The organism is Bradyrhizobium sp. BR2003 (assembly GCF_009720285.1).
Classification (GTDB): domain Bacteria; phylum Pseudomonadota; class Alphaproteobacteria; order Rhizobiales; family Xanthobacteraceae; genus Bradyrhizobium; species Bradyrhizobium elkanii.
The window spans coordinates 1-18,343 of the sequence record NZ_SMYJ01000038.1; the positions used below are offsets into that span (position 1 = coordinate 1).

The 18,343-nt window shown below is 65.0% G+C and carries 18 protein-coding genes; 8 read left to right on the plus strand and 10 right to left on the minus strand.

What is annotated here, in order from left to right:
• Positions 1–122: 122 nt before the first annotated feature.
• Together E2I15_RS31755 and E2I15_RS31760 are read right to left on the minus strand one after the other, a co-directional pair.
• Positions 123–713, minus strand: a complete 591-nt coding sequence (locus E2I15_RS31755; RefSeq protein WP_137484012.1) for a DUF4337 domain-containing protein — start codon at positions 711–713, stop codon at positions 123–125.
• A gap of 147 nt (positions 714–860) precedes the next feature.
• Positions 861–1,832, minus strand: coding sequence for a tyrosine recombinase XerC (locus tag E2I15_RS31760; protein ID WP_137484013.1), 972 nt, complete (start codon positions 1,830–1,832; stop codon positions 861–863).
• A 222-nt stretch (positions 1,833–2,054) separates the two neighbouring features.
• On the opposite strand from E2I15_RS31760, the gene E2I15_RS31765 reads away from it, so the two are divergent.
• The gene (locus tag E2I15_RS31765; protein ID WP_137484014.1) at positions 2,055–4,265 is read left to right on the plus strand and encodes a primosomal protein N'; all 2,211 of its coding nucleotides are present in this window, start codon (positions 2,055–2,057) and stop codon (positions 4,263–4,265) included.
• A 203-nt stretch (positions 4,266–4,468) separates the two neighbouring features.
• Here the strand turns inward: E2I15_RS31765 and E2I15_RS31770 are convergent, their stop codons facing one another.
• Positions 4,469–4,960, minus strand: a complete 492-nt coding sequence (locus E2I15_RS31770) for a septal ring lytic transglycosylase RlpA family protein (RefSeq protein ID WP_016843825.1) — start codon at positions 4,958–4,960, stop codon at positions 4,469–4,471.
• Between the two features lie 630 nt (positions 4,961–5,590).
• On the opposite strand from E2I15_RS31770, the gene E2I15_RS31775 reads away from it, so the two are divergent.
• The 7 genes from E2I15_RS31775 (at position 5,591) to E2I15_RS31805 (ending at position 12,102) form a co-directional block, all read left to right on the plus strand.
• Positions 5,591–6,151 (plus strand): F0F1 ATP synthase subunit delta, encoded by a 561-nt coding sequence (locus E2I15_RS31775; RefSeq protein ID WP_137484015.1) that lies wholly within the window; start codon positions 5,591–5,593, stop codon positions 6,149–6,151.
• Entirely contained in the window at positions 6,151–7,680 is a 1,530-nt protein-coding gene (gene atpA, locus E2I15_RS31780; protein WP_137484016.1) for a F0F1 ATP synthase subunit alpha, read from the plus strand. Before E2I15_RS31775 ends, atpA begins: the two co-directional genes overlap by 1 nt.
• A 91-nt stretch (positions 7,681–7,771) precedes the next feature.
• Complete coding sequence (locus tag E2I15_RS31785; RefSeq protein WP_137484017.1) at positions 7,772–8,650, plus strand: F0F1 ATP synthase subunit gamma; 879 nt, start codon at positions 7,772–7,774, stop codon at positions 8,648–8,650.
• A 25-nt stretch (positions 8,651–8,675) separates the two neighbouring features.
• Entirely contained in the window at positions 8,676–10,118 is a 1,443-nt protein-coding gene (gene atpD, locus E2I15_RS31790; RefSeq protein WP_066501036.1) for a F0F1 ATP synthase subunit beta, read from the plus strand.
• 116 nt (positions 10,119–10,234) lie between these two features.
• Positions 10,235–10,642 carry a F0F1 ATP synthase subunit epsilon gene (locus tag E2I15_RS31795; protein ID WP_137484018.1) on the plus strand — a complete coding sequence of 136 codons (408 nt, stop codon included), beginning with the start codon at positions 10,235–10,237 and terminating at the stop codon, positions 10,640–10,642.
• A 96-nt stretch (positions 10,643–10,738) separates the two neighbouring features.
• Positions 10,739–11,002 (plus strand): hypothetical protein, encoded by a 264-nt coding sequence (locus E2I15_RS31800; RefSeq protein ID WP_246668474.1) that lies wholly within the window; start codon positions 10,739–10,741, stop codon positions 11,000–11,002.
• A gap of 104 nt (positions 11,003–11,106) precedes the next feature.
• Positions 11,107–12,102: a helix-turn-helix transcriptional regulator gene (locus tag E2I15_RS31805; protein WP_137484019.1), complete on the plus strand. Its 996-nt coding sequence runs from the start codon at positions 11,107–11,109 to the stop codon at positions 12,100–12,102.
• Here E2I15_RS31805 and E2I15_RS31810 read toward each other — a convergent pair.
• The 7 genes from E2I15_RS31810 to rsfS all read right to left on the minus strand — a co-directional run bounded on the left by E2I15_RS31810 (position 12,060) and on the right by rsfS (position 18,335).
• Positions 12,060–12,560 (minus strand): RNA pyrophosphohydrolase, encoded by a 501-nt coding sequence (locus E2I15_RS31810; RefSeq protein WP_137484020.1) that lies wholly within the window; start codon positions 12,558–12,560, stop codon positions 12,060–12,062. The two genes, E2I15_RS31805 and E2I15_RS31810, sit on opposite strands and share 43 nt — an antisense overlap.
• Positions 12,561–12,592: 32 nt before the next feature.
• Positions 12,593–13,096: an RNA pyrophosphohydrolase gene (locus tag E2I15_RS31815; RefSeq protein ID WP_069277291.1), complete on the minus strand. Its 504-nt coding sequence runs from the start codon at positions 13,094–13,096 to the stop codon at positions 12,593–12,595.
• Positions 13,097–13,177: 81 nt separating this feature from the next.
• On the minus strand, positions 13,178–14,392 hold the full coding sequence (locus tag E2I15_RS31820) for a divergent polysaccharide deacetylase family protein (protein ID WP_137484021.1): 1,215 nt from the start codon (positions 14,390–14,392) through the stop codon (positions 13,178–13,180).
• A 151-nt stretch (positions 14,393–14,543) separates the two neighbouring features.
• Positions 14,544–15,911 (minus strand): S41 family peptidase, encoded by a 1,368-nt coding sequence (locus E2I15_RS31825; protein ID WP_137484022.1) that lies wholly within the window; start codon positions 15,909–15,911, stop codon positions 14,544–14,546.
• A complete protein-coding gene (locus E2I15_RS31830) occupies positions 15,908–17,314 on the minus strand; it encodes a murein hydrolase activator EnvC family protein (protein ID WP_137484023.1) in 1,407 nt (468 codons plus the stop codon). Before E2I15_RS31830 ends, E2I15_RS31825 begins: the two co-directional genes overlap by 4 nt.
• 40 nt (positions 17,315–17,354) lie before the next feature.
• Positions 17,355–17,837 (minus strand): 23S rRNA (pseudouridine(1915)-N(3))-methyltransferase RlmH, encoded by a 483-nt coding sequence (rlmH, locus tag E2I15_RS31835; protein ID WP_137484024.1) that lies wholly within the window; start codon positions 17,835–17,837, stop codon positions 17,355–17,357.
• 129 nt (positions 17,838–17,966) lie between these two features.
• Positions 17,967–18,335, minus strand: coding sequence for a ribosome silencing factor (gene rsfS / locus E2I15_RS31840; RefSeq protein ID WP_016847840.1), 369 nt, complete (start codon positions 18,333–18,335; stop codon positions 17,967–17,969).
• Positions 18,336–18,343 lie beyond the last annotated feature (8 nt).

The following is an 18,343-nucleotide window of genomic DNA, read 5'->3' on the forward strand; positions in this document are numbered from 1 at the left end:
CCACGGCATCGTGCCCTCCCTCGAATCTTCGCAAATCCGAAGGAATCACAGCCTACCGAGATCACTCACTCCTTTTTCAGTCAGGCTCTCAGGATGGACGGTTCGAAAGCGGCGGGCTGCGCTCAATGCAGATGCAGCAAGTGCGGCTGGAACAGGCCGAGCGCCGTCATCACGATGCCGGCGAGCGTCACCAGGCCGGACACCCAGGCGAGCGCGAGGATACCCGTGATGATGGTCGCCGATGCCAGCACGATGGCGATCTGGAAGGCGGCGGAGGCAAGCTCGAAATGATGATATTTCGCGGTGGCCTCGTCGCGCTCATGCTCGGCGTGCTTGGCGCGCTCGGAGAGCTGCTCTGAACCCTCGCCGGTTTCCGGCTCCGAGCGATAGCGCGCCGCGGTCTTCTGCCAATCCTCGATCTGCTTCTGCAGCGCGGCCCTGGCCGCCTCGTCGGTGGTGGTCGCGAGGTTCAGCTTGCCCTGTTCGGCCGCGGTCTGCACCGCGGTCCGGCGGATGCTCTTGGCCTGGAAGAAGGCCCACAGGTTGGAGGCCTCGACATTCTTGCTGATCGATTCGGTCTGGGCGCCCTTGCCGAGCGTTTCCGACAGCGCCAGGCACAGGGCGATCACGGCGATCAGGAGCGCGATCTTCTTGTTCTCGCCCGAAGCATGCTCGGCATGCTCCGCGTGCTCCATACTTTCATGTGCGCTCATGATTCCCCTCCGGATGAGACCGCGCCACGATTGCCGAATGCAGCGCACAAGGCAAGGGCCGAACGGTTTGCAGTAGCCGTCTCAAGATGAACGGCGCATGACGGCGGGCCAAAGCTCGCGCTTTATTTTGAATCCAGGCCTGGGCGTTCAGCCGCGCGGATGCGCGGAGCGATAGACTTCGAGCAGACGCTCGCTGTCGATGCCTGTGTAGATTTGCGTGGTCGACAGCGATGCGTGGCCGAGCAATTCCTGGATCGCGCGCAAATCGCCGCCGCGGCTGAGCAGATGCGTGGCGAAGGAGTGCCGCAGTGCATGCGGCGTTGCGCTGTCGGGCAGGCCGAGCGCGCCGCGCAGCCGCTCCATGGTGAGCTGGATGATGCGCGGGCTCAAGGGGCCGCCGCGCGCGCCGACGAACATCGGCCCCGCGGGGCTGAGCTGATGCGGGCAGATCGCGGCATAGTCCGCGATCAATTGCAGCACGTTCTGCAGCACCGGCACCATGCGGGTCTTGTTGCCCTTGCCGGTCACCACAAGCACGTCGCCTTCGCCTGGCTTCGGCACGTCGCGGCGCTGCAGCCCCAGTGCTTCGGAGATGCGCAGGCCCGAACCATAGAGCAGTGCCATGACGGCGGCGTCACGCACCAGGATCCAGGTCTCGCGGGTCTCGTCCGCGCGCTCGTCGGCATCGGCAAAGCGTTTCGCCGCTTCCACGTGAATCGGCTTCGGCAGGCTCTTCGCTACCTTCGGCGCGCGGATCGCCGAGAGTGCGCCGACCTTGCCCTTGCCTTCGCGTTCCAGGAAGCGCCCGAACGAGCGCAGGCCAGCCAGCGCCCGCATCAGCGACCGGCCGCCGATCTCCTCGGTGCGGCGCATCGCCATGAAGGCGCGGACATCGCTCGCTTCGAGCCCGGAAAATGCCGCAAGCGTGACGCGCGCGCCCCAGTGTTCGGCCAGGAAGGCGAGGCATTGGCGCACATCGCGGGCGTAGGCCTCGAGCGTCTTCGGCGACAGCCGCCGCTCCGCACGCAGATGCGACAGCCAGCGCGTCATCTCCTGCGTGACCGATGCGTCGGCGCAGTCGAGCTCGAGCGGTTGGATGGGCTGATCGGTCCGGGCCATATCCGTGTCTTAGGGGCTATTGGCGCTGCCCATCTCCTGATTATATCGCACTGCCTTCGTTTACCGTTCGCTAAGAGCGCGAAGCGGTGGGAGAGCGTTTTCGAGCGGGGTGGACGCCGGTTCGCGTGAAGAAAACGCATCAAAACAAGAAGCTGGAGATTTGGTTCTGATTCGATCAGAAACCAAATCTCTAGCCCGCTCGGGTTCAAGGTTTCTGATTCAATGGACCATACCACGCGCCCCGGCCCAGCCTCCGCATCGACGACACGTGTCGTCGACGTGCTGGTGCCTGTCGCGCTGAACCAGACCTATTCCTACCGCATGCCGCGCGGTATGGAGCTTGCGCCGGGCGACGTGATCGGCGTTCCGCTCGGGCCGCGCGAGGTGGTTGCGGTGGTGTGGGCGGAAAATGCCAATCCGGATCCGCGGCTGCACAACCGGCTCAAGGACGTCAGCGAGAAGTTCGATGTTCCGCCGCTGAGGCCGGAGCTGCGCCAGCTGGTCGACTGGGTCTCCAATTACACTTTGTCGGCGCGCGGCATGGTGCTGCGGATGACGCTGCGGATGGGCGACAATCTCGGGCCGGAGCGGACGCGGCTCGGCGTGCGGCTGGTCGGCGAGCCGCCGCGGCGCCTGACGCCGGCACGCCGGCGGGTGATCGAGGTGCTGTCGGACCGGTTGCTGCACGGCAAGTCGGAGGCGGCGCGGGAGGCCGGCGTCAGTTCCGGCGTGATCGACGGCCTGGTCGACGAAGGCACCCTGACGGTCGAGGCGATGCCGCCGCCGGCACCGCCGCCCGTTCCGGATCCCTCCTACGCGCAGCCGGATTTTTCGCGCGAGCAGCGCAGCGCCGTCGACGTGATGCGGACGCTGGCTGCGAGCGGCAGCTTTCACGTCGCGCTGCTCGACGGCGTCACCGGTTCCGGCAAGACCGAAGTCTATTTCGAGGCGATCGCCGAGAATATCCGCCGCGACAAGCAGACGTTGATCCTGATGCCGGAGATCGCGCTGACCGGCCAGTTCCTCGACCGTTTCGCGCAGCGCTTCGGCGTGCGGCCGCTGGAATGGCATTCGGAGCTGACGCCGCGCACGCGGGCGCGAAACTGGGCGGCGATCTCCGAGGGCAAGGCGCCGGTCGTGGTCGGTGCCCGCTCCGCGCTGTTCCTGCCCTATGCCGATCTCGGCCTGATCGTCGTCGATGAGGAGCACGACCAGGCCTACAAGCAGGACGACGGCGCGCATTATCACGCGCGCGACATGGCGGTGGTCCGCGCCCATATTGCAAAGATCCCGATCGTGCTGGCCTCGGCCACGCCGTCGGTCGAGAGCGAGGTCAATGCGCGCAAGGGGCGCTACCAGCGCGTCGCGCTGCCGTCGCGGTTCGGCGGCCAGCACATGCCGCATATCGAGGCGATCGACATGCGACGCGCGCCGCCGCCGCGCGGCCGCTTCATTTCGCCGGTTCTGGCCGAGCAAATTCGCCATGCGATCGAGCGCCGCGAGCAGGCGCTGCTGTTCCTCAACCGCCGCGGCTATGCGCCGCTGACGCTGTGCCGGGCCTGCGGCCACCGCTTCGCCTGCACGATCTGCGATGCATGGCTGGTCGATCACCGGTTCCGGCAGCGGCTGGTCTGTCATCACTGCGGCTTCTCGATGCCGCGGCCGAATATCTGCCCGCATTGCGCGGCCGGGGAATCGCTGGTTGCGGTCGGGCCCGGCGTCGAGCGTCTGCAGGAGGAGGCAGCTCACATCTTCCCCGAGGCACGGACGATGGTGCTGTCGAGCGATCTCATCACTTCGATCGAGACCATGCGCAGCGAGCTCAACGAGATCGCCGAGGGCCGCGTCGACATCATCATCGGCACCCAGCTGGTGGCGAAGGGCCACAACTTCCCGCGGCTCAATCTGGTCGGCGTCATCGACGCCGATCTCGGTCTGAGCAATGGCGACCCGCGCGCCGCCGAGCGCACGTTCCAGTTGCTGAACCAGGTGGTCGGCCGCGCCGGCCGCGAGCAGGGCCGCGGCGTCGGCTTTCTGCAGACCCACCAGCCCGAGCATCCGGTGATCAAGGCCCTGATCGCCAATGACCGCGAGGCGTTCTATGCCAGCGAGATCGAGATTCGCGAGCGCACCGGCTATCCGCCGTTCGGCCGGCTGGCGAGCCTGATCGTCTCCGCCGGCGACCGTCCGACCGCGGAAGGCTTCGCCCGCAAGCTCGCCGCGGTGGCGCCGCTCGACGAGCGGATCCAGGTGCTCGGCCCCGCCGAGGCGCCGCTCGCCGTCATCAAGGGCCGCTACCGCTTCCGCCTGCTGGTGAAGTCGCTGCGCAATGTCGACCTGTCGCAATATCTGCGCGAATGGCTGGCGGCGGGTCCCAAGACCAAGGGCAATTTGAAGTTCGAGGTCGACGTCGATCCGCAGAGCTTCCTGTAGAGCATGATCCGGAAAAGTGTATCGCGGTTTCCGACAAGATCATGCTCAAGACAAAGAAGTAGAGCGGGATGACGGATAGAAGAGGAGTCATCGCGCTCTACTGAGCCGCAAAAGAAAAAGCCTGCCGTCATTTGCGACGGCAGGCCGTTTTGGTGCGAAGCCGGCCTCGCGGCCTTACGCAACGCAACGCTTACTGAACGCGCTTACGAGACGACCTCGGCGGTGACGCGGCCGACGCCGGCACCGGTCAGGCCGATGGCGCGGGCTGCGCCGGTGGAGAGGTCGAGCACGCGGCCGCGGATGAACGGACCACGATCGTTGATGGTGACGACGACGCTGCGGCCGCCATGGGTGACGCGGAGCTTGGTGCCGAACGGCAGCGAGCGGTGGGCGGCGGTCATGGCGTTCTGGTTGAAGCGCTGGCCGGAAGCGGTGCGGCTGCCCGACTCATTGCCGTAGAAGGAGGCCATCCCCGAGAAAGAGTGTCCGCCGGACGGCTGGATCGATGCATTGGCGTCGCGCCAGGACGAGCCCTCGGCGCGGGCGTGGTGATGATGGTGGTGGCGATGATGGTGGTGCCGGGACTTCGCGGACGCCTCGGTCACGCTGCCACCGACCAGAATAGTTGCGGCTACAAAAGCAAGCGCCGTACGCGAGCGGGTTACGTTGCCCGCCGCCTTCTTGATATTCAGCATTGATAAGACCCTCAGACAGTATTGCCGCTAACGCGGCAAGTGGAACCCCCGTCCCTTCGTTGACCAAGGCCGTTTGGTTTCCCAATGAGGCACGAATTGGGCAGTAAATCCCGATTATCTCGTGCTGAAATATCTTGTTACCGCCTTGGGGTAGTCGATCGAGGTTCCGTAATCTTGCTATTTAACCAATTTTTAACGACAAATATACTTGCCAATACTGATTATCGGGGCGACGCTAAGTTTTCGGTAAGTAATCGCCAAATGAAACCGCAGCCCGTCCGGAGTTCCCTGCGCGATCGGCCATAGGCCTATGCAAATTTCGATGGAACAAAATCGCGGCGGCACGAATCGGGTCCGGCGCGTCGAATTTCCGCGCACCAAATTTTTCCGATTCGGTCGCCGGCCGCGGTCGGCAAAAAGCGCGTGCGACAAGGCGGCACTCACGATGCCGTCATGTTGCACCTGCGCGATTGCTATGTTAGCAAAGCCGCGATTTTAACGGTCCCGGCACGTCCTGTGCCGGTCGAAAATCGAAGTCCCGCTTGAATTCCAAGGGCTTGGATCGCTAGGCGCTGCTTTGGTGGCGACGGTTTTTCCCTTGCGAATTTGACAGCAAAAAAGAGCGAGCTCGTGGCTGCTGAAGATCCGTCCGTTTCGGGAGTGTCCGGTCGTTACGCAACGGCCCTGTTCGAGTTGGCGCGCGACGAGCAATCCGTCGATCAAGTCCGGGCCGACCTCGACAAGTTCGAGGCCATGCTCAACGAGAGCGTCGATCTCAAGCGCCTCGTCCGCAGTCCGGTGTTCGCCGCGGACGCCCAGCTGAAGGCGCTGACCGCGGTGCTCGACAAGGCCGGCATCGCCGGCACGTCGGCCAAATTCCTCAAGGTGCTCACCGCCAATCGCCGGCTGTTCGCCGTTGCCGATGTGATCCGCGCCTATCGCGCGCTGGTGGCGAAGTTCAAGGGCGAGGCGACTGCGGAAGTCACCGTCGCCGAGCAGCTCAGTGACAAGAATCTCGACGCGCTGAAGGCCGCACTGAAATCAGTGACGGGCAAGGACGTCGCGCTCAACGTGAAGGTCGATCCCTCCATTATTGGTGGCTTGGTGGTCAAGCTCGGCAGCCGCATGGTGGATAGTTCGCTTCGCACCAAACTCAATTCGATCAAGAACGCGATGAAAGAGGCAGGCTGATGGACATCCGCGCCGCAGAAATTTCTGCGATCCTCAAGGACCAGATCAAGAACTTCGGCCAGGAAGCCGAGGTCACCGAAGTTGGCCAGGTGCTGTCGGTCGGTGACGGTATCGCCCGTGTCTACGGTCTCGACAACGTTCAGGCCGGTGAAATGGTCGAGTTCGAGAACGGCACGCGCGGCATGGCGCTCAACCTCGAAACCGACAACGTCGGTATCGTGATTTTCGGCGCCGACCGCGAGATCAAGGAAGGCCAGACCGTCAAGCGCACCCGCGCGATCGTGGACGCGCCGGTCGGTAAGGGGCTGCTCGGCCGCGTCGTCGACGCGCTCGGCAACCCGATCGACGGCAAGGGCCCGATCCAGGCCACCGAACGCAAGCGCGTCGACGTCAAGGCGCCCGGCATCATTCCGCGCAAGTCGGTGAACGAGCCGATGGCCACCGGCCTCAAGGCGATCGATGCGCTGATCCCGATCGGCCGCGGCCAGCGCGAGCTGATCATCGGCGACCGCCAGACTGGCAAGACCGCGATCGCGCTCGACACCATCCTGAACCAGAAGCCGCTCAACGCCCAGCCGGACGAGAACCTCAAGCTGTACTGCGTCTACGTCGCGGTCGGCCAGAAGCGTTCGACGGTTGCGCAGTTCGTGAAGGTACTCGAGGAGCAGGGCGCGCTGGAATACTCGATCGTCGTTGCCGCGACCGCGTCCGATCCGGCTCCGATGCAGTACATCGCGCCGTTCACCGGCTGCACGATGGGCGAATACTTCCGCGACAACGGCATGCACGCCGTGATCATCTATGACGACTTGTCGAAGCAGGCCGTCGCCTACCGCCAGATGTCGCTGCTGCTGCGCCGTCCGCCGGGCCGCGAGGCCTATCCGGGCGACGTGTTCTATCTGCATTCCCGCCTGCTCGAGCGTGCGGCGAAGCTCAACAAGGATCACGGTTCGGGCTCGCTGACCGCGCTGCCGGTGATCGAAACCCAGGCCAACGACGTGTCGGCCTACATCCCGACCAACGTGATTTCGATCACCGACGGCCAGATCTTCCTGGAAACCGACCTGTTCTTCCAGGGCATTCGTCCCGCGGTGAACGTCGGTCTGTCGGTGTCGCGCGTCGGTTCGTCGGCGCAGACCAAGGCGACCAAGAAGGTCGCCGGCAAGATCAAGGGCGAGCTCGCGCAGTACCGCGAAATGGCGGCGTTCGCGCAGTTCGGCTCCGACCTCGATGCCTCGACGCAGCGCCTGCTCAACCGCGGCTCGCGCCTGACCGAGCTCCTGAAGCAGCCGCAGTTCGCGCCGCTGAAGATGGAGGAGCAGGTCTGCGTGATCTGGGCCGGGACCAACGGCTACCTTGATCCGCTGCCGCTCAACAAGGTGAAGGCGTTCGAGGAAGGTCTGCTGTCGCTGCTGCGCGGCAAGAACGCCGACATCCTCAACGCGATCCGCGACAGCCGCGATCTCTCCGACGACACCGCCGCCAAGCTGAAGACGGTGGTCGAAGGTTTCGCCAAGACGTTTGCATAACGAATGGGGCGTCGCCCGGCTCGCCGCCGGGCGTGACGAACGGAGGCTTGCGATCTGACCATTATGGTCGGATCGCCGGGGTGAACGAAGAATGGCGTCACTAAAAGACATGCGGGTCCGCATCGCCTCGACCAAGGCGACGCAGAAGATCACCAAGGCCATGCAGATGGTCGCAGCCTCGAAGCTGCGCCGCGCGCAGAACGCCGCCGAAGCGGCGCGGCCCTATGCCACCAAGATGGATGCGGTGATTTCCAACATCGCCGCGGCAGCCAACGGCACGCCCGGCGCGCCGGCGCTGCTTGCCGGCACCGGCAACGATCAGGTGCACCTGCTGCTGGTCTGCACCGGCGAGCGCGGCCTGTCCGGCGCGTTCAACTCCGCCATCGTGCGCCTGGCGCGCGAGCGGGCGAACGCGCTACTCGCGCAGGGCAAGGAAGTCAAATTCTTCTGCGTCGGCCGCAAGGGCTACGAGCAGTTGCGGCGGACCTTCGAGAAGCGCATCGTCGAGCATCTCGACCTGCGTTCGGTGCGCCAGATCGGCTTCGTCAATGCCGAGGACATCGCCCAGAAGGTGCTGGCGCGATTCGAGGCCGGCGAGTTCGATGTCTGCACGCTGTTCTATTCGCGCTTCCAGTCGGTGATCGCGCAGATTCCGACCGCGCAGCAGATCATCCCGCTGGAGGTGGCTGAGCCCGCGGCCAATGCGGCGCCCTCCACGTCCTACGAATACGAGCCTGAAGAGGACCAGATCCTCGGCAGCCTGTTGCCGCGCAACCTCGCGGTGCAGATCTTCCGCGCGCTGCTGGAGAACAACGCCTCGTTCTACGGCGCGCAGATGAGCGCGATGGACAGCGCGACGCGCAACGCAGGCGAAATGATCCGCAAGCAAACCCTGATTTACAACCGGACCCGTCAGGCCCAGATCACGAAGGAGCTGATTGAAATCATCTCCGGCGCTGAGGCGGTCTAAGGCAGATTTCGAAGGAGAACAGTCCATGGCTACAGCAGCCAATCAGCTCGGTCGCGTTACCCAAGTCACGGGCGCCGTGGTCGACGTGCAGTTCGAAGGCCATCTTCCGGCGATTCTCAACTCGCTCGAGACCAAGAACGGCGGCAACCGCCTGGTGCTCGAAGTCGCCCAGCATCTCGGTGAATCGACCGTCCGCACCATCGCGATGGACACCACCGAAGGTCTGGTCCGCGGTCAGGAAGTGACCGACACCGGTGCGCCGATCCGGGTGCCGGTCGGCGAAGGTACGCTCGGCCGCATCATCAACGTCGTCGGCGAGCCGATCGACGAAGCCGGCCCGATCAAGTCCGAAGGCCTGCGCGCCATCCACCAGGAAGCGCCGACCTACACCGACCAGTCCACCGAAGCGGAAATTCTCGTCACCGGCATCAAGGTCGTCGATCTGCTTGCTCCGTACGCGAAGGGCGGCAAGATCGGCCTGTTCGGCGGCGCCGGCGTCGGCAAGACCGTGCTGATTCAGGAGCTGATCAACAACGTCGCGAAGGCGCACGGCGGTTATTCGGTGTTCGCCGGCGTCGGCGAGCGCACCCGTGAAGGCAACGACCTCTATCACGAGTTCATCGAATCGAAGGTCAACGCCGATCCGCACAACCCGGATCCGAGCGTGAAGTCGAAGTGCGCGCTGGTGTTCGGGCAGATGAACGAGCCGCCGGGCGCCCGCGCCCGCGTCGGTCTGACCGGTCTCACCGTTGCTGAGCACTTCCGCGATCAGGGCCAGGACGTGCTGTTCTTCGTCGACAACATCTTCCGCTTCACCCAGGCGGGTTCGGAAGTGTCGGCGCTGCTCGGCCGTATTCCTTCGGCGGTCGGTTATCAGCCGACGCTCGCGACCGACATGGGCGCGCTGCAGGAGCGCATTACCACTACCCAGAAGGGCTCGATCACCTCGGTGCAGGCGATCTACGTGCCGGCCGACGACTTGACCGACCCGGCGCCCGCCACCTCGTTCGCGCACTTGGACGCCACCACGGTGCTGTCGCGCGCGATCTCGGAAAAGGGCATCTATCCGGCGGTGGACCCGCTCGACTCGACCTCGCGCATGCTGTCGCCGCTGGTCGTCGGCGAGGAGCACTACAACACCGCGCGTCTCGTCCAGCAGATCCTCCAGCGCTACAAGTCGCTGCAGGACATCATCGCCATTCTCGGCATGGACGAATTGTCGGAAGAGGACAAGCTGACGGTCGCCCGCGCCCGCAAGGTCGAGCGCTTCCTGTCGCAGCCGTTCCACGTCGCCGAAATCTTCACCGGCTCGCCGGGCAAGTTCGTCGACCTCGCCGACACCATCAAGGGCTTCCGCGATCTCTGCCAGGGCAAGTACGACCATCTGCCGGAAGCGGCGTTCTACATGGTCGGCACCATCGAAGAAGCCGTCGAGAAGGGCAAGAAGCTGGCGGCTGAAGCCGCCTAAGCTTCGGGATGTCGTCATCGCCGGACTTGATCCGGTGATCCATCGCACGAGAAGTATTTTGACTGATGGACCCGCGGGTCGAGCCCGCGGGTGACAGCGCAAAGAACGGAAAGACCATGGCCACCTTCCACTTCGATCTCGTCTCTCCCGAAAAGCTCGCCTTCTCCGGCGAGGTCGATCAGGTTGACGTCCCCGGCGTGGAGGGTGATTTCGGTGTGCTCGCCGGTCATGCACCTGTGGTCGCCACGGTGCGTCCGGGCATCCTGACGATCACGGCCGCCGGCAAGCGTGAGAAGGTGATCGTGCTCGGCGGCCTCGCTGAGGTCTCGGACAAGGGCCTCACCGTGCTCGCCGACGTCGCGACCGCGCTTGCGGACATCGATCGCGCGAAGTTCGCCGAGACGATCAACGAGATGCAGGAGAAGCTCGCCGAGAAGGAGGGCTCCGAGCTCGACCACGCGATCGAGCGGCTCGACCACTTCAAGAGCATCCAGCAAGAGCTCAACGCGACGGCTATGCACTAGGGCGCGGTTGCCGACCGGCGATCGCGCCTTTGCGTCGAGTGAGCCGACCCTCCTGATGGAATAGCTCACACTCTTCCAGTTATCGCCTACCAAGACTTGAACAAGTCGACGCTCGCCACACCCTGGCGGGCGTTGAATGCTTATTGCGCGCGGCATCGTCCGGCGGCATTCTTCCGGCATATCCGGGTTCCGGGGCTGGTATTCATGAAGCGCAAGGTCGCAGCGATCGTCGCGGCCGATATAGCAGGTCAGAGCCGATTGGTTGCCGACGATGCGCAAGAGACGCTGCGGCGGCTCACCTCCTCCCGACAAGTCCGCATCTTCGCGGTCGGCCCGGGCGGACGATCTGGAAGTTTGTGAAACGGCTTACAGCGGGGATCATGCACAAATGACAAGCTGCAGCGCGATGACGATTTGGCCCGACCGCATCGCGACTTCACTCCCGGCGTAATGGACAAGCTGCCGTGCTGACTTTCTCCACCGATGCTCTCCGCCCGCAGGACCGTTTCGAGCACTGGTGCGAGGTGCGCGGCAAGAGCCTGTTCGGGGTCACGATCGAACTCGAGCGCGACAAGCGGGCCGATTTCCGCGGACGCTTCACCGCAACGCCGGTGGGCGGTGCTGTGCTGGCGCAGATGTCGGCCTCCTCCTATCGCGTCAGCCGGACCGCATCCGACATCGCGCGCGTTCCGAGCAACAGCCTGCATCTCGCCTGGCAGGTGCGCGGCCCCGGCCACATGAATATCGGCCGCGATCGCGTCCAGTTTGTGCGCAACGGCGACCTGGTGTTCGGCCATTCCAATCTTCCGTTTGCCTCGACGCCCGAACGGACCGATGGCTTCGACTTCTTCAGCCTCAAGATCCCGGTCACCGACGAACTCGTGCTCGGCGTGCGGATCGAGGACGCGCCGCCGGTTGCGCTGGCGCGCGATGCGAGCCTGACCCGACTTGTCGGCGCCATGTTCCGCTCGATGACACGAGATCTCGCGCAAGCCGGGCAGTTCGCCGACGACGTTGCGCATATGGTGCGCCTGGCGCTGCTCGCGCGCGGTCGCCTGCGGCCACGCCGGGACGAGATCCGTGCCGCGCTGCATGCGGGCTACCTCCATGCCGCCCGCGAAATTCTGTTCCGCGACCTGCATCGCGCCTCGCTCACGCCGGCCGCGGTCGCCGCCGAGCTCGACATCTCACTGCGGCAATTGCATGCACTGTTCGAGCCGACCGGCCTCTCATTTGCGCGGACGCTGACGGCGGCAAGGTTGAAGGCGGCGAGGCGTTCGCTCTACGCCAAACGGGAGCGCAGCATCGACGAGATCGCGTTCTCGTGCGGCTTCGACAGCATCGCGACCTTCTATCGCGTCTTCCGTTCGACCTACGGCATGACGCCGGGCGATGCGCGGCGCATTCCGCCGCAGGATCAGCCGGCGAATTCCGCGAACCAGGTCGCGACCGCGCGATAGACATCGCGGCGGAACGGCACCACGAGATCGGCAACGCGATCGAGGCGCTCCCAGCGCCATCGATCGAATTCAGCCGGCTGGCCGTTGCGCGGCGTCAATGGATCGATCTCCTCGTCGCGTCCGGTGAAGCGCAGCGCAAACCATTTCTGCCGCTGGCCGCGGAATTTGGCCAGCCGGTGCGATGCCGGCCCGTCATAGGCGGGGAATTCGTAGGTCATCCAGTCGGTCTCGCCGAGATAGTCGGCGTTAACCGCCCCGGTCTCCTCCCACAATTCGCGCATCACGGCCTCACGCGGATCCTCGCCGGCGTCGATGCCGCCCTGCGGCATCTGCCATTCGAGACCGGGCAGCACGATCTCCGGACCATCGTCCTTGATCCGGTGGCCGATCAGCACGCGTCCGCCGGCGTTGAACAGCGCGATGCCCACATTGGGGCGATAAGGCTTGTCTGATGACATCTCGGTGGCTACGTGCGCGTCTACCTGGCCGGTTACTTGGCGGCGAGACCAGCAAATTCCTTCACGACGCGCTCATAGACCGGACGCTTGAACGGCACAATCAGCGCCGGCAGATTCTTCATCGGCTCCCAGCGCCAGGTGATGAACTCGGCCTTGTGGCCGCCGCCCGGATTGGCAACGTTGATCTCGTTCTCATCGCCGGTGAAGCGCAATGCGAACCACTTTTGCCGCTGTCCGCGATAGCGGCCCTTCCAGGCGCGGCCCGCGACGGTGCGCGGGATATCGTAGATCAACCAGTCCGAGACCTCGCCGAGCTTCTCCACGGACTTGATGCTGGTCTCCTCATAGAGCTCGCGCCGCGCAGCCTGAAACGTATCCTCGCCGGGATCGACGCCGCCTTGCGGCATCTGCCAGACATGCGCGTCGTCGACATGCTCGATGCCGCCCGCACGGCGTCCGATGAAGACCAGCCCTGCTGTATTCAGCAGCATGATGCCGACGCAGGTTCGATAGGGCAGGTCTTCATAACGTGCCATGCTGCCGCTACCTCACACAGTTCCGGCGCTGCCCGACCCGGCCCCCCGGCAAGGTCTCGAGCAACACCAACGGATTGATCGTTAGCCCGATTTTGATTTCAGCATCGCCGTTGTCAATGGCACAAGCATAATGCCCTTGGAATCCAGTGTCTTGAGCCAGGCGCCGAGCCGCTCGATCGAGACCGGCAACGCCGAAGCGACGCCCACCGCCGTGCCGCGTTCCTTGGCGATGGTTTCCAGCTTGACCAGCGCGCGGTCGATTTCCGCCGACGTCGGCACCGCGTCGATGGCGAAATCGGCCTTGGCGAACGGCAGCGACTGGCCCGCGGAGAGGGTCTGCGCGACGCTACGCGGGGTGGAACCGTCGTCGAAATAGCTCAGGCCGCGCTTGGCCGCTTCGCGGACGATAGGCTGCATCACGGGATCGGCCGCAACGAACCGGCCTCCCATGAAGTTGGCGATCCCGGCATAGCCTTGCAGGCGGCTCAGGTGCCAATAGAAGCGGTCGAGGTTCTGCTCGCTGCTCAGCGTGGTCAGCAGGGTTTGCGGACCCGGATCGTTGTCGGGATAGTCGAACGGCTCCATCGGGATCTGCAGCAGGATCTCGTGGCGCTGGCCCCTCGCGCGTTCCGCGAGCTTGCCCGGATCGGAGCCATAGGGCGTGAAGGCCAGCGTCACCGACGGCGGCAGCTTGATGATGGCGTCGGTGGTCTTGGCGGCGCCGACGCCGAGGCCGGCGACCACGATGGCGACCACGGGCATCCGGGCGGCCTTGGCGCGGTCGGCCTCGGCTGCGTAGACGGTAAACGGCTTCAGGCCGTCGGCGACAACAGGGATCATGCCATAGCGTGACTTTTCCAGCAGGCGCGGATCAATGCCGGTCATCGCGAGTGGCGGCGTATCGCCATCGGCCTTGTCGGCCGGATCGCCGGCGCCGATTACCACGTCCTGGCGCTTGCCGCTGGAGCCGTCGATGATGGTGACGGTTCTCGCGTCAGTGGATGCGGCCGGCGCCTTGGCGGCGGATTTGGCCACCGGTTCGGCTGCCGCCTGGCTGGCCGGAGCGTGCTTGTCGCCAGCGGCGGCGGGCGGGGGATTGCGGAGCGCGACACGGGCAATCGGCTCGCCGCCGAGTGGGTTGTCGTTGAACAACGCGATGCCGACAAAGCCGACCAGCACGAGCCCGAGCAGCACGGCGAGCGCCTGCATCGCCGTGAACGGCAGGCGAAACCGGCGCGTCCTGCCCACGGTCTGCTGCCCAAGCGGCGTGCTCAGTTCGTCGGCCGCCTCTGCCATGGCCCTCCCCGAATCAACAGCGCGAACGATAGCACGATGCGGTGCATTCCCGCGCGCCGGCCTCCCCGTCAAAGCACGGTTGCGGGTGGACACCGAAAGCAGAAAGGGCGGCCCGCGGGGCCGCCCTGTTCGCCGAATCGATCGGATTAAATCAGTTCGCGGCCTTGTTGCCCGGCTTGTCGACCGCGGCCTTGTCGCGCGCAGCCTCCGGCGCCGCCGGCGCGCTCGAGGTCGACTTGATGCCATGCAGCAGGTCGTCGGCCATTTTCAGCGCCTTGTCGTCCTTGGCGTCCGGCGGAACGTAGGACTGCGAGCCGGTCTTCTCGTCGCCGTCGTTCTTCAGATGGCCGCGCAGCGAAGCTTCGCCCTTGGTGTCGGTGCGCGCCTTCAGCTCTTCCGGCACGTCCTGCAGCACCTCGATATCGGGCACGATGCCCTTGGCCTGGATCGACTTGCCCGACGGCGTGTAGTAGCGCGCGGTGGTCAGGCGCAGCGCGCCATTGCCCGAGCCGAGCGGGATGATGGTCTGCACCGAGCCCTTGCCGAACGAACGGGTGCCGACCAGCGTGGCCCGCTTGTGGTCCTGCAGCGCGCCGGCGACGATCTCGGAGGCCGAGGCCGAACCGCCGTTGATCAGCACGATCACCGGCTTGCCCTTGGTCAGGTCGCCCGGATGGGCGGCGCGGCGCTGGGTTTCCTCGGCATTGCGTCCACGGGTCGAGACGATCTCGCCACGCTCCAGGAAGGAGTCGGACACCGTGACCGCCTCTTCGAGCAGGCCGCCGGGGTTGTTGCGGAGATCGATGATGTAGCCCTTCAGCTTGTCGCCGATCTGGCCCTGCAGATTGGTGATCTCCTTCTTCAGACCTTCGGTGGTCTGCTCGTTGAAGGTGGTGATGCGGATATAGGCGACGTCGTCGGCCTCGACGCGCGCACGCACCGAGCGGACGCGGATGTTGTCGCGCACCAGCGTGACGTCAATCGGATTGTCCTGGCCCTTGCGGATGATCTTGAGCTTGATCTTGGTGTTGACCGGACCGCGCATCTTCTCGACGGCTTGGTTCAAGGTCAGGCCCTGCACGGCCTCGTCGTCGAGGGTCGTGATGATGTCGTTGGCCATGATGCCGGCCTTCGAGGCCGGGGTGTCGTCGATCGGCGAGACCACCTTGATCAGGCCGTCTTCCATCGTGACTTCGATGCCGAGGCCGCCGAACTCGCCGCGGGTCTGCACCTGCATGTCGCGGAAGCTCTTGGCGTCCATGTAGCTCGAGTGCGGGTCGAGGCCGGACAGCATGCCGGAGATCGCGGATTCGACCAGCTTGCTGTCATCGGGCTTCTCGACATAGTCGCTGCGCACCCGCTCGAACACGTCGCCGAACAGATTGAGCTGGCGATAGGTGTCCGACGTCGCGGCGCGCGCGCTCGACCCCATCAGCACAGCGCGGGGCTGCGTGACGAAAAGCGTCAGGGCCGCGCCGGTGGCGGCGCTAAGGAGAATTACCGAAGTCTTGCGCATCATCCGCGAACCTTTTCGCCTTCATTTGCGGCCCACCATGGACCTGGATCGATTGGAGTGCCGTCTTTCCGGAACTCGACATAGAGCACTGGCTGGCTCGCATTGGTGGCGAGAATGGATGCAACTTGGGACGTCGACCCCATGGTCGCAACCGGCTCCCCCGTAAGTACAAACTGGCCGATGTTTACCGAAATACGCTCCATCCCGGCGATCAGGACATGATACCCGCCCCCGGCATTGAGGATCAAGAGTTGTCCATAGCTGCGGAAAGGACCAGCGTAAACAACCCAGCCGTCACACGGGGTTGTGACCTGCGCGCCCGGCTTGGCTGCCAAAGAAATGCCTTTTTGTACGCCCCCCGCCCCGTCGGAACCGCCAAATTCGCGAATCTTGGTGCCATTCACGGGATAGGAGAACAGGCCTTTGGCCGAGGCGAAAGCGACCGCCGGGCTCATGCGGGCCGGGTCCTTGAGCGCGCCCAGATTCGGCTTGCCGTTAACCGTCGCCGGCGCGCCCTGGAGGCTGGCCGTGGCGGCGGCCTTGGCCGCGCTCTTGAGATCCTGCTCCATCTTGGCGATCAGGCTCTGCAGATTGTCGGCCTGCTTCGACAGCGCGATGGCGCGGGCGCCTTCGGCCTCCATGTCCTTTTCGGCCGCGCTCTGCTGCCGCTGCCTTTCGTCGACCAGCGCCGCCAGGCGGGTCTGGTCTTCCCTCAGCTTGTCGCGGTCGCCCGCCAGCGCATCGCGTTCGGTCGAGATGGTCTTGCGCAGCGCCACCAGTTCGCCGAGATCGCCCGCAAGCTTCTCGGCGCGGACGCGCAATTCCGGCACCACGGCGCCGAGCAGCATCGCCGTGCGCAGCGATTGCAGCGCGTCCTCGGGCCGCACCAGCAGCGCCGGCGGCGTGCGTCGTCCGGCGCGCTGCAGCGCGGCCAGCACCTCGATCACCTCGGAGCGGCGTGAATCGAGCGAGGCGCGGATGTCGCGCTCACGGCCGTCGAGCGGCTGCAGGCGCGCCTCGGCGTCGGCGATCCGCGTCTCGACGCCGCGCACCTGGCCGGCAATATCGATCAGCTGCTGATTGAGCTTGCTGCGGTCCTGGCCGATCGCGGCAATGTCGGCCTTCAGCTTCTCCTGCAGCTCGGTCGCCTTGCGCTGTTGCTCGCGCGCGGCCTCGAGCTCCTGCTCGCGTTGCCTGATCGCATCGGGCGATGTCTCCGCGGTTGCAGCCTGCTGCGCCGGCGGCGTGGATTGCTGCGCCGATGGTGTCGCTTGCGCGTGCGCCGCGGCCAATGGATAGGCGGCGAACATGGCGATCGACAGCGGCAGCGATGCCGGCAGCCGGCGGCGGCGCGCGGTGCCGGCATGCGAAGCCGAATACGAAGCTGTGTCCCGCTTGTGCTGCATTCGCGTGCGTTCAGCGCTTTCGACTGTCCGTCACCACGCCTTACGCGCGATGATAGGGGTGGCCGGCCAAAATGGTCGCGGCGCGATAAATCTGTTCCAGAAGCATGACGCGGACCATTTGATGCGGCCAGGTCGCGGAGCCGAATGCAATTCGCAACAAAGCCTTGCGCTGCAATTCGGGCGAAAGTCCGTCTGCGCCGCCGATCACGAAGACAGTATGCGCTGTTCCCTCGTCGCGCCAGCGGCCAAGCTGCCGGGCAAAGCTCGCGCTGTCGATGTTCTTGCCGCGTTCGTCGAGGGCGACCAGCGCGTGCTTCTCAGGCAGCAGCGCCGAGATCGCCGCAGCTTCTTCGGCAATCCGCGCGGGCGTGTCGCGCGCGCGGCTTTCTGCGATCTCATGGATCTCGAGGCCGCGAAACCCGAGCTTGCGGCCGATATCCTCGAAGCGCTCGCGGTAACGCACGGCGAGCTCCCGTTCAGGGCCCTGTTTCAGACGGCCGATGCAGATCACGACGAGACGCATACACGCGTTTTCCGGCAAAGTGGAATCCGGTTTGCCGTAGAAAACGCGTCAAGTCTATAACTCGCATGCCTCCAGGCGCGCGCCCAGACTAGCTGCGCCGCAGCCGATTCGCATCGGCTTCGATACCCCTTAGACCGCCGCGACCGCCGGGTTCTGAGTCCACAACCGCTCGAGATTGTAGAACTCGCGCACCTCAGGCCTGAACACGTGCACGATCACCTCGCCGGAGTCGATCAGCACCCAGTCGCAATTGGGCAAGCCCTCGACATGGATGTTCTTGACCCCGTTCTCCTTGAGGCTCTTCGTCACATTTTCCGCAATCGCGCCAACGTGCCGGTTAACCCGGCCCGTGGTGACGATCATGTAGTCGGAATATGCGGATTTGCCCCGAAGGTCGATGGTGACCGTCTCTTCCGCCTTCATGTCCTCGAGGCGGGAGAGGATCAGGCTCAGCGTCTTGTTGGCATCCGGTTTGTCGGCGTCCGGTTGCGCCTGCAAGGCCGCGG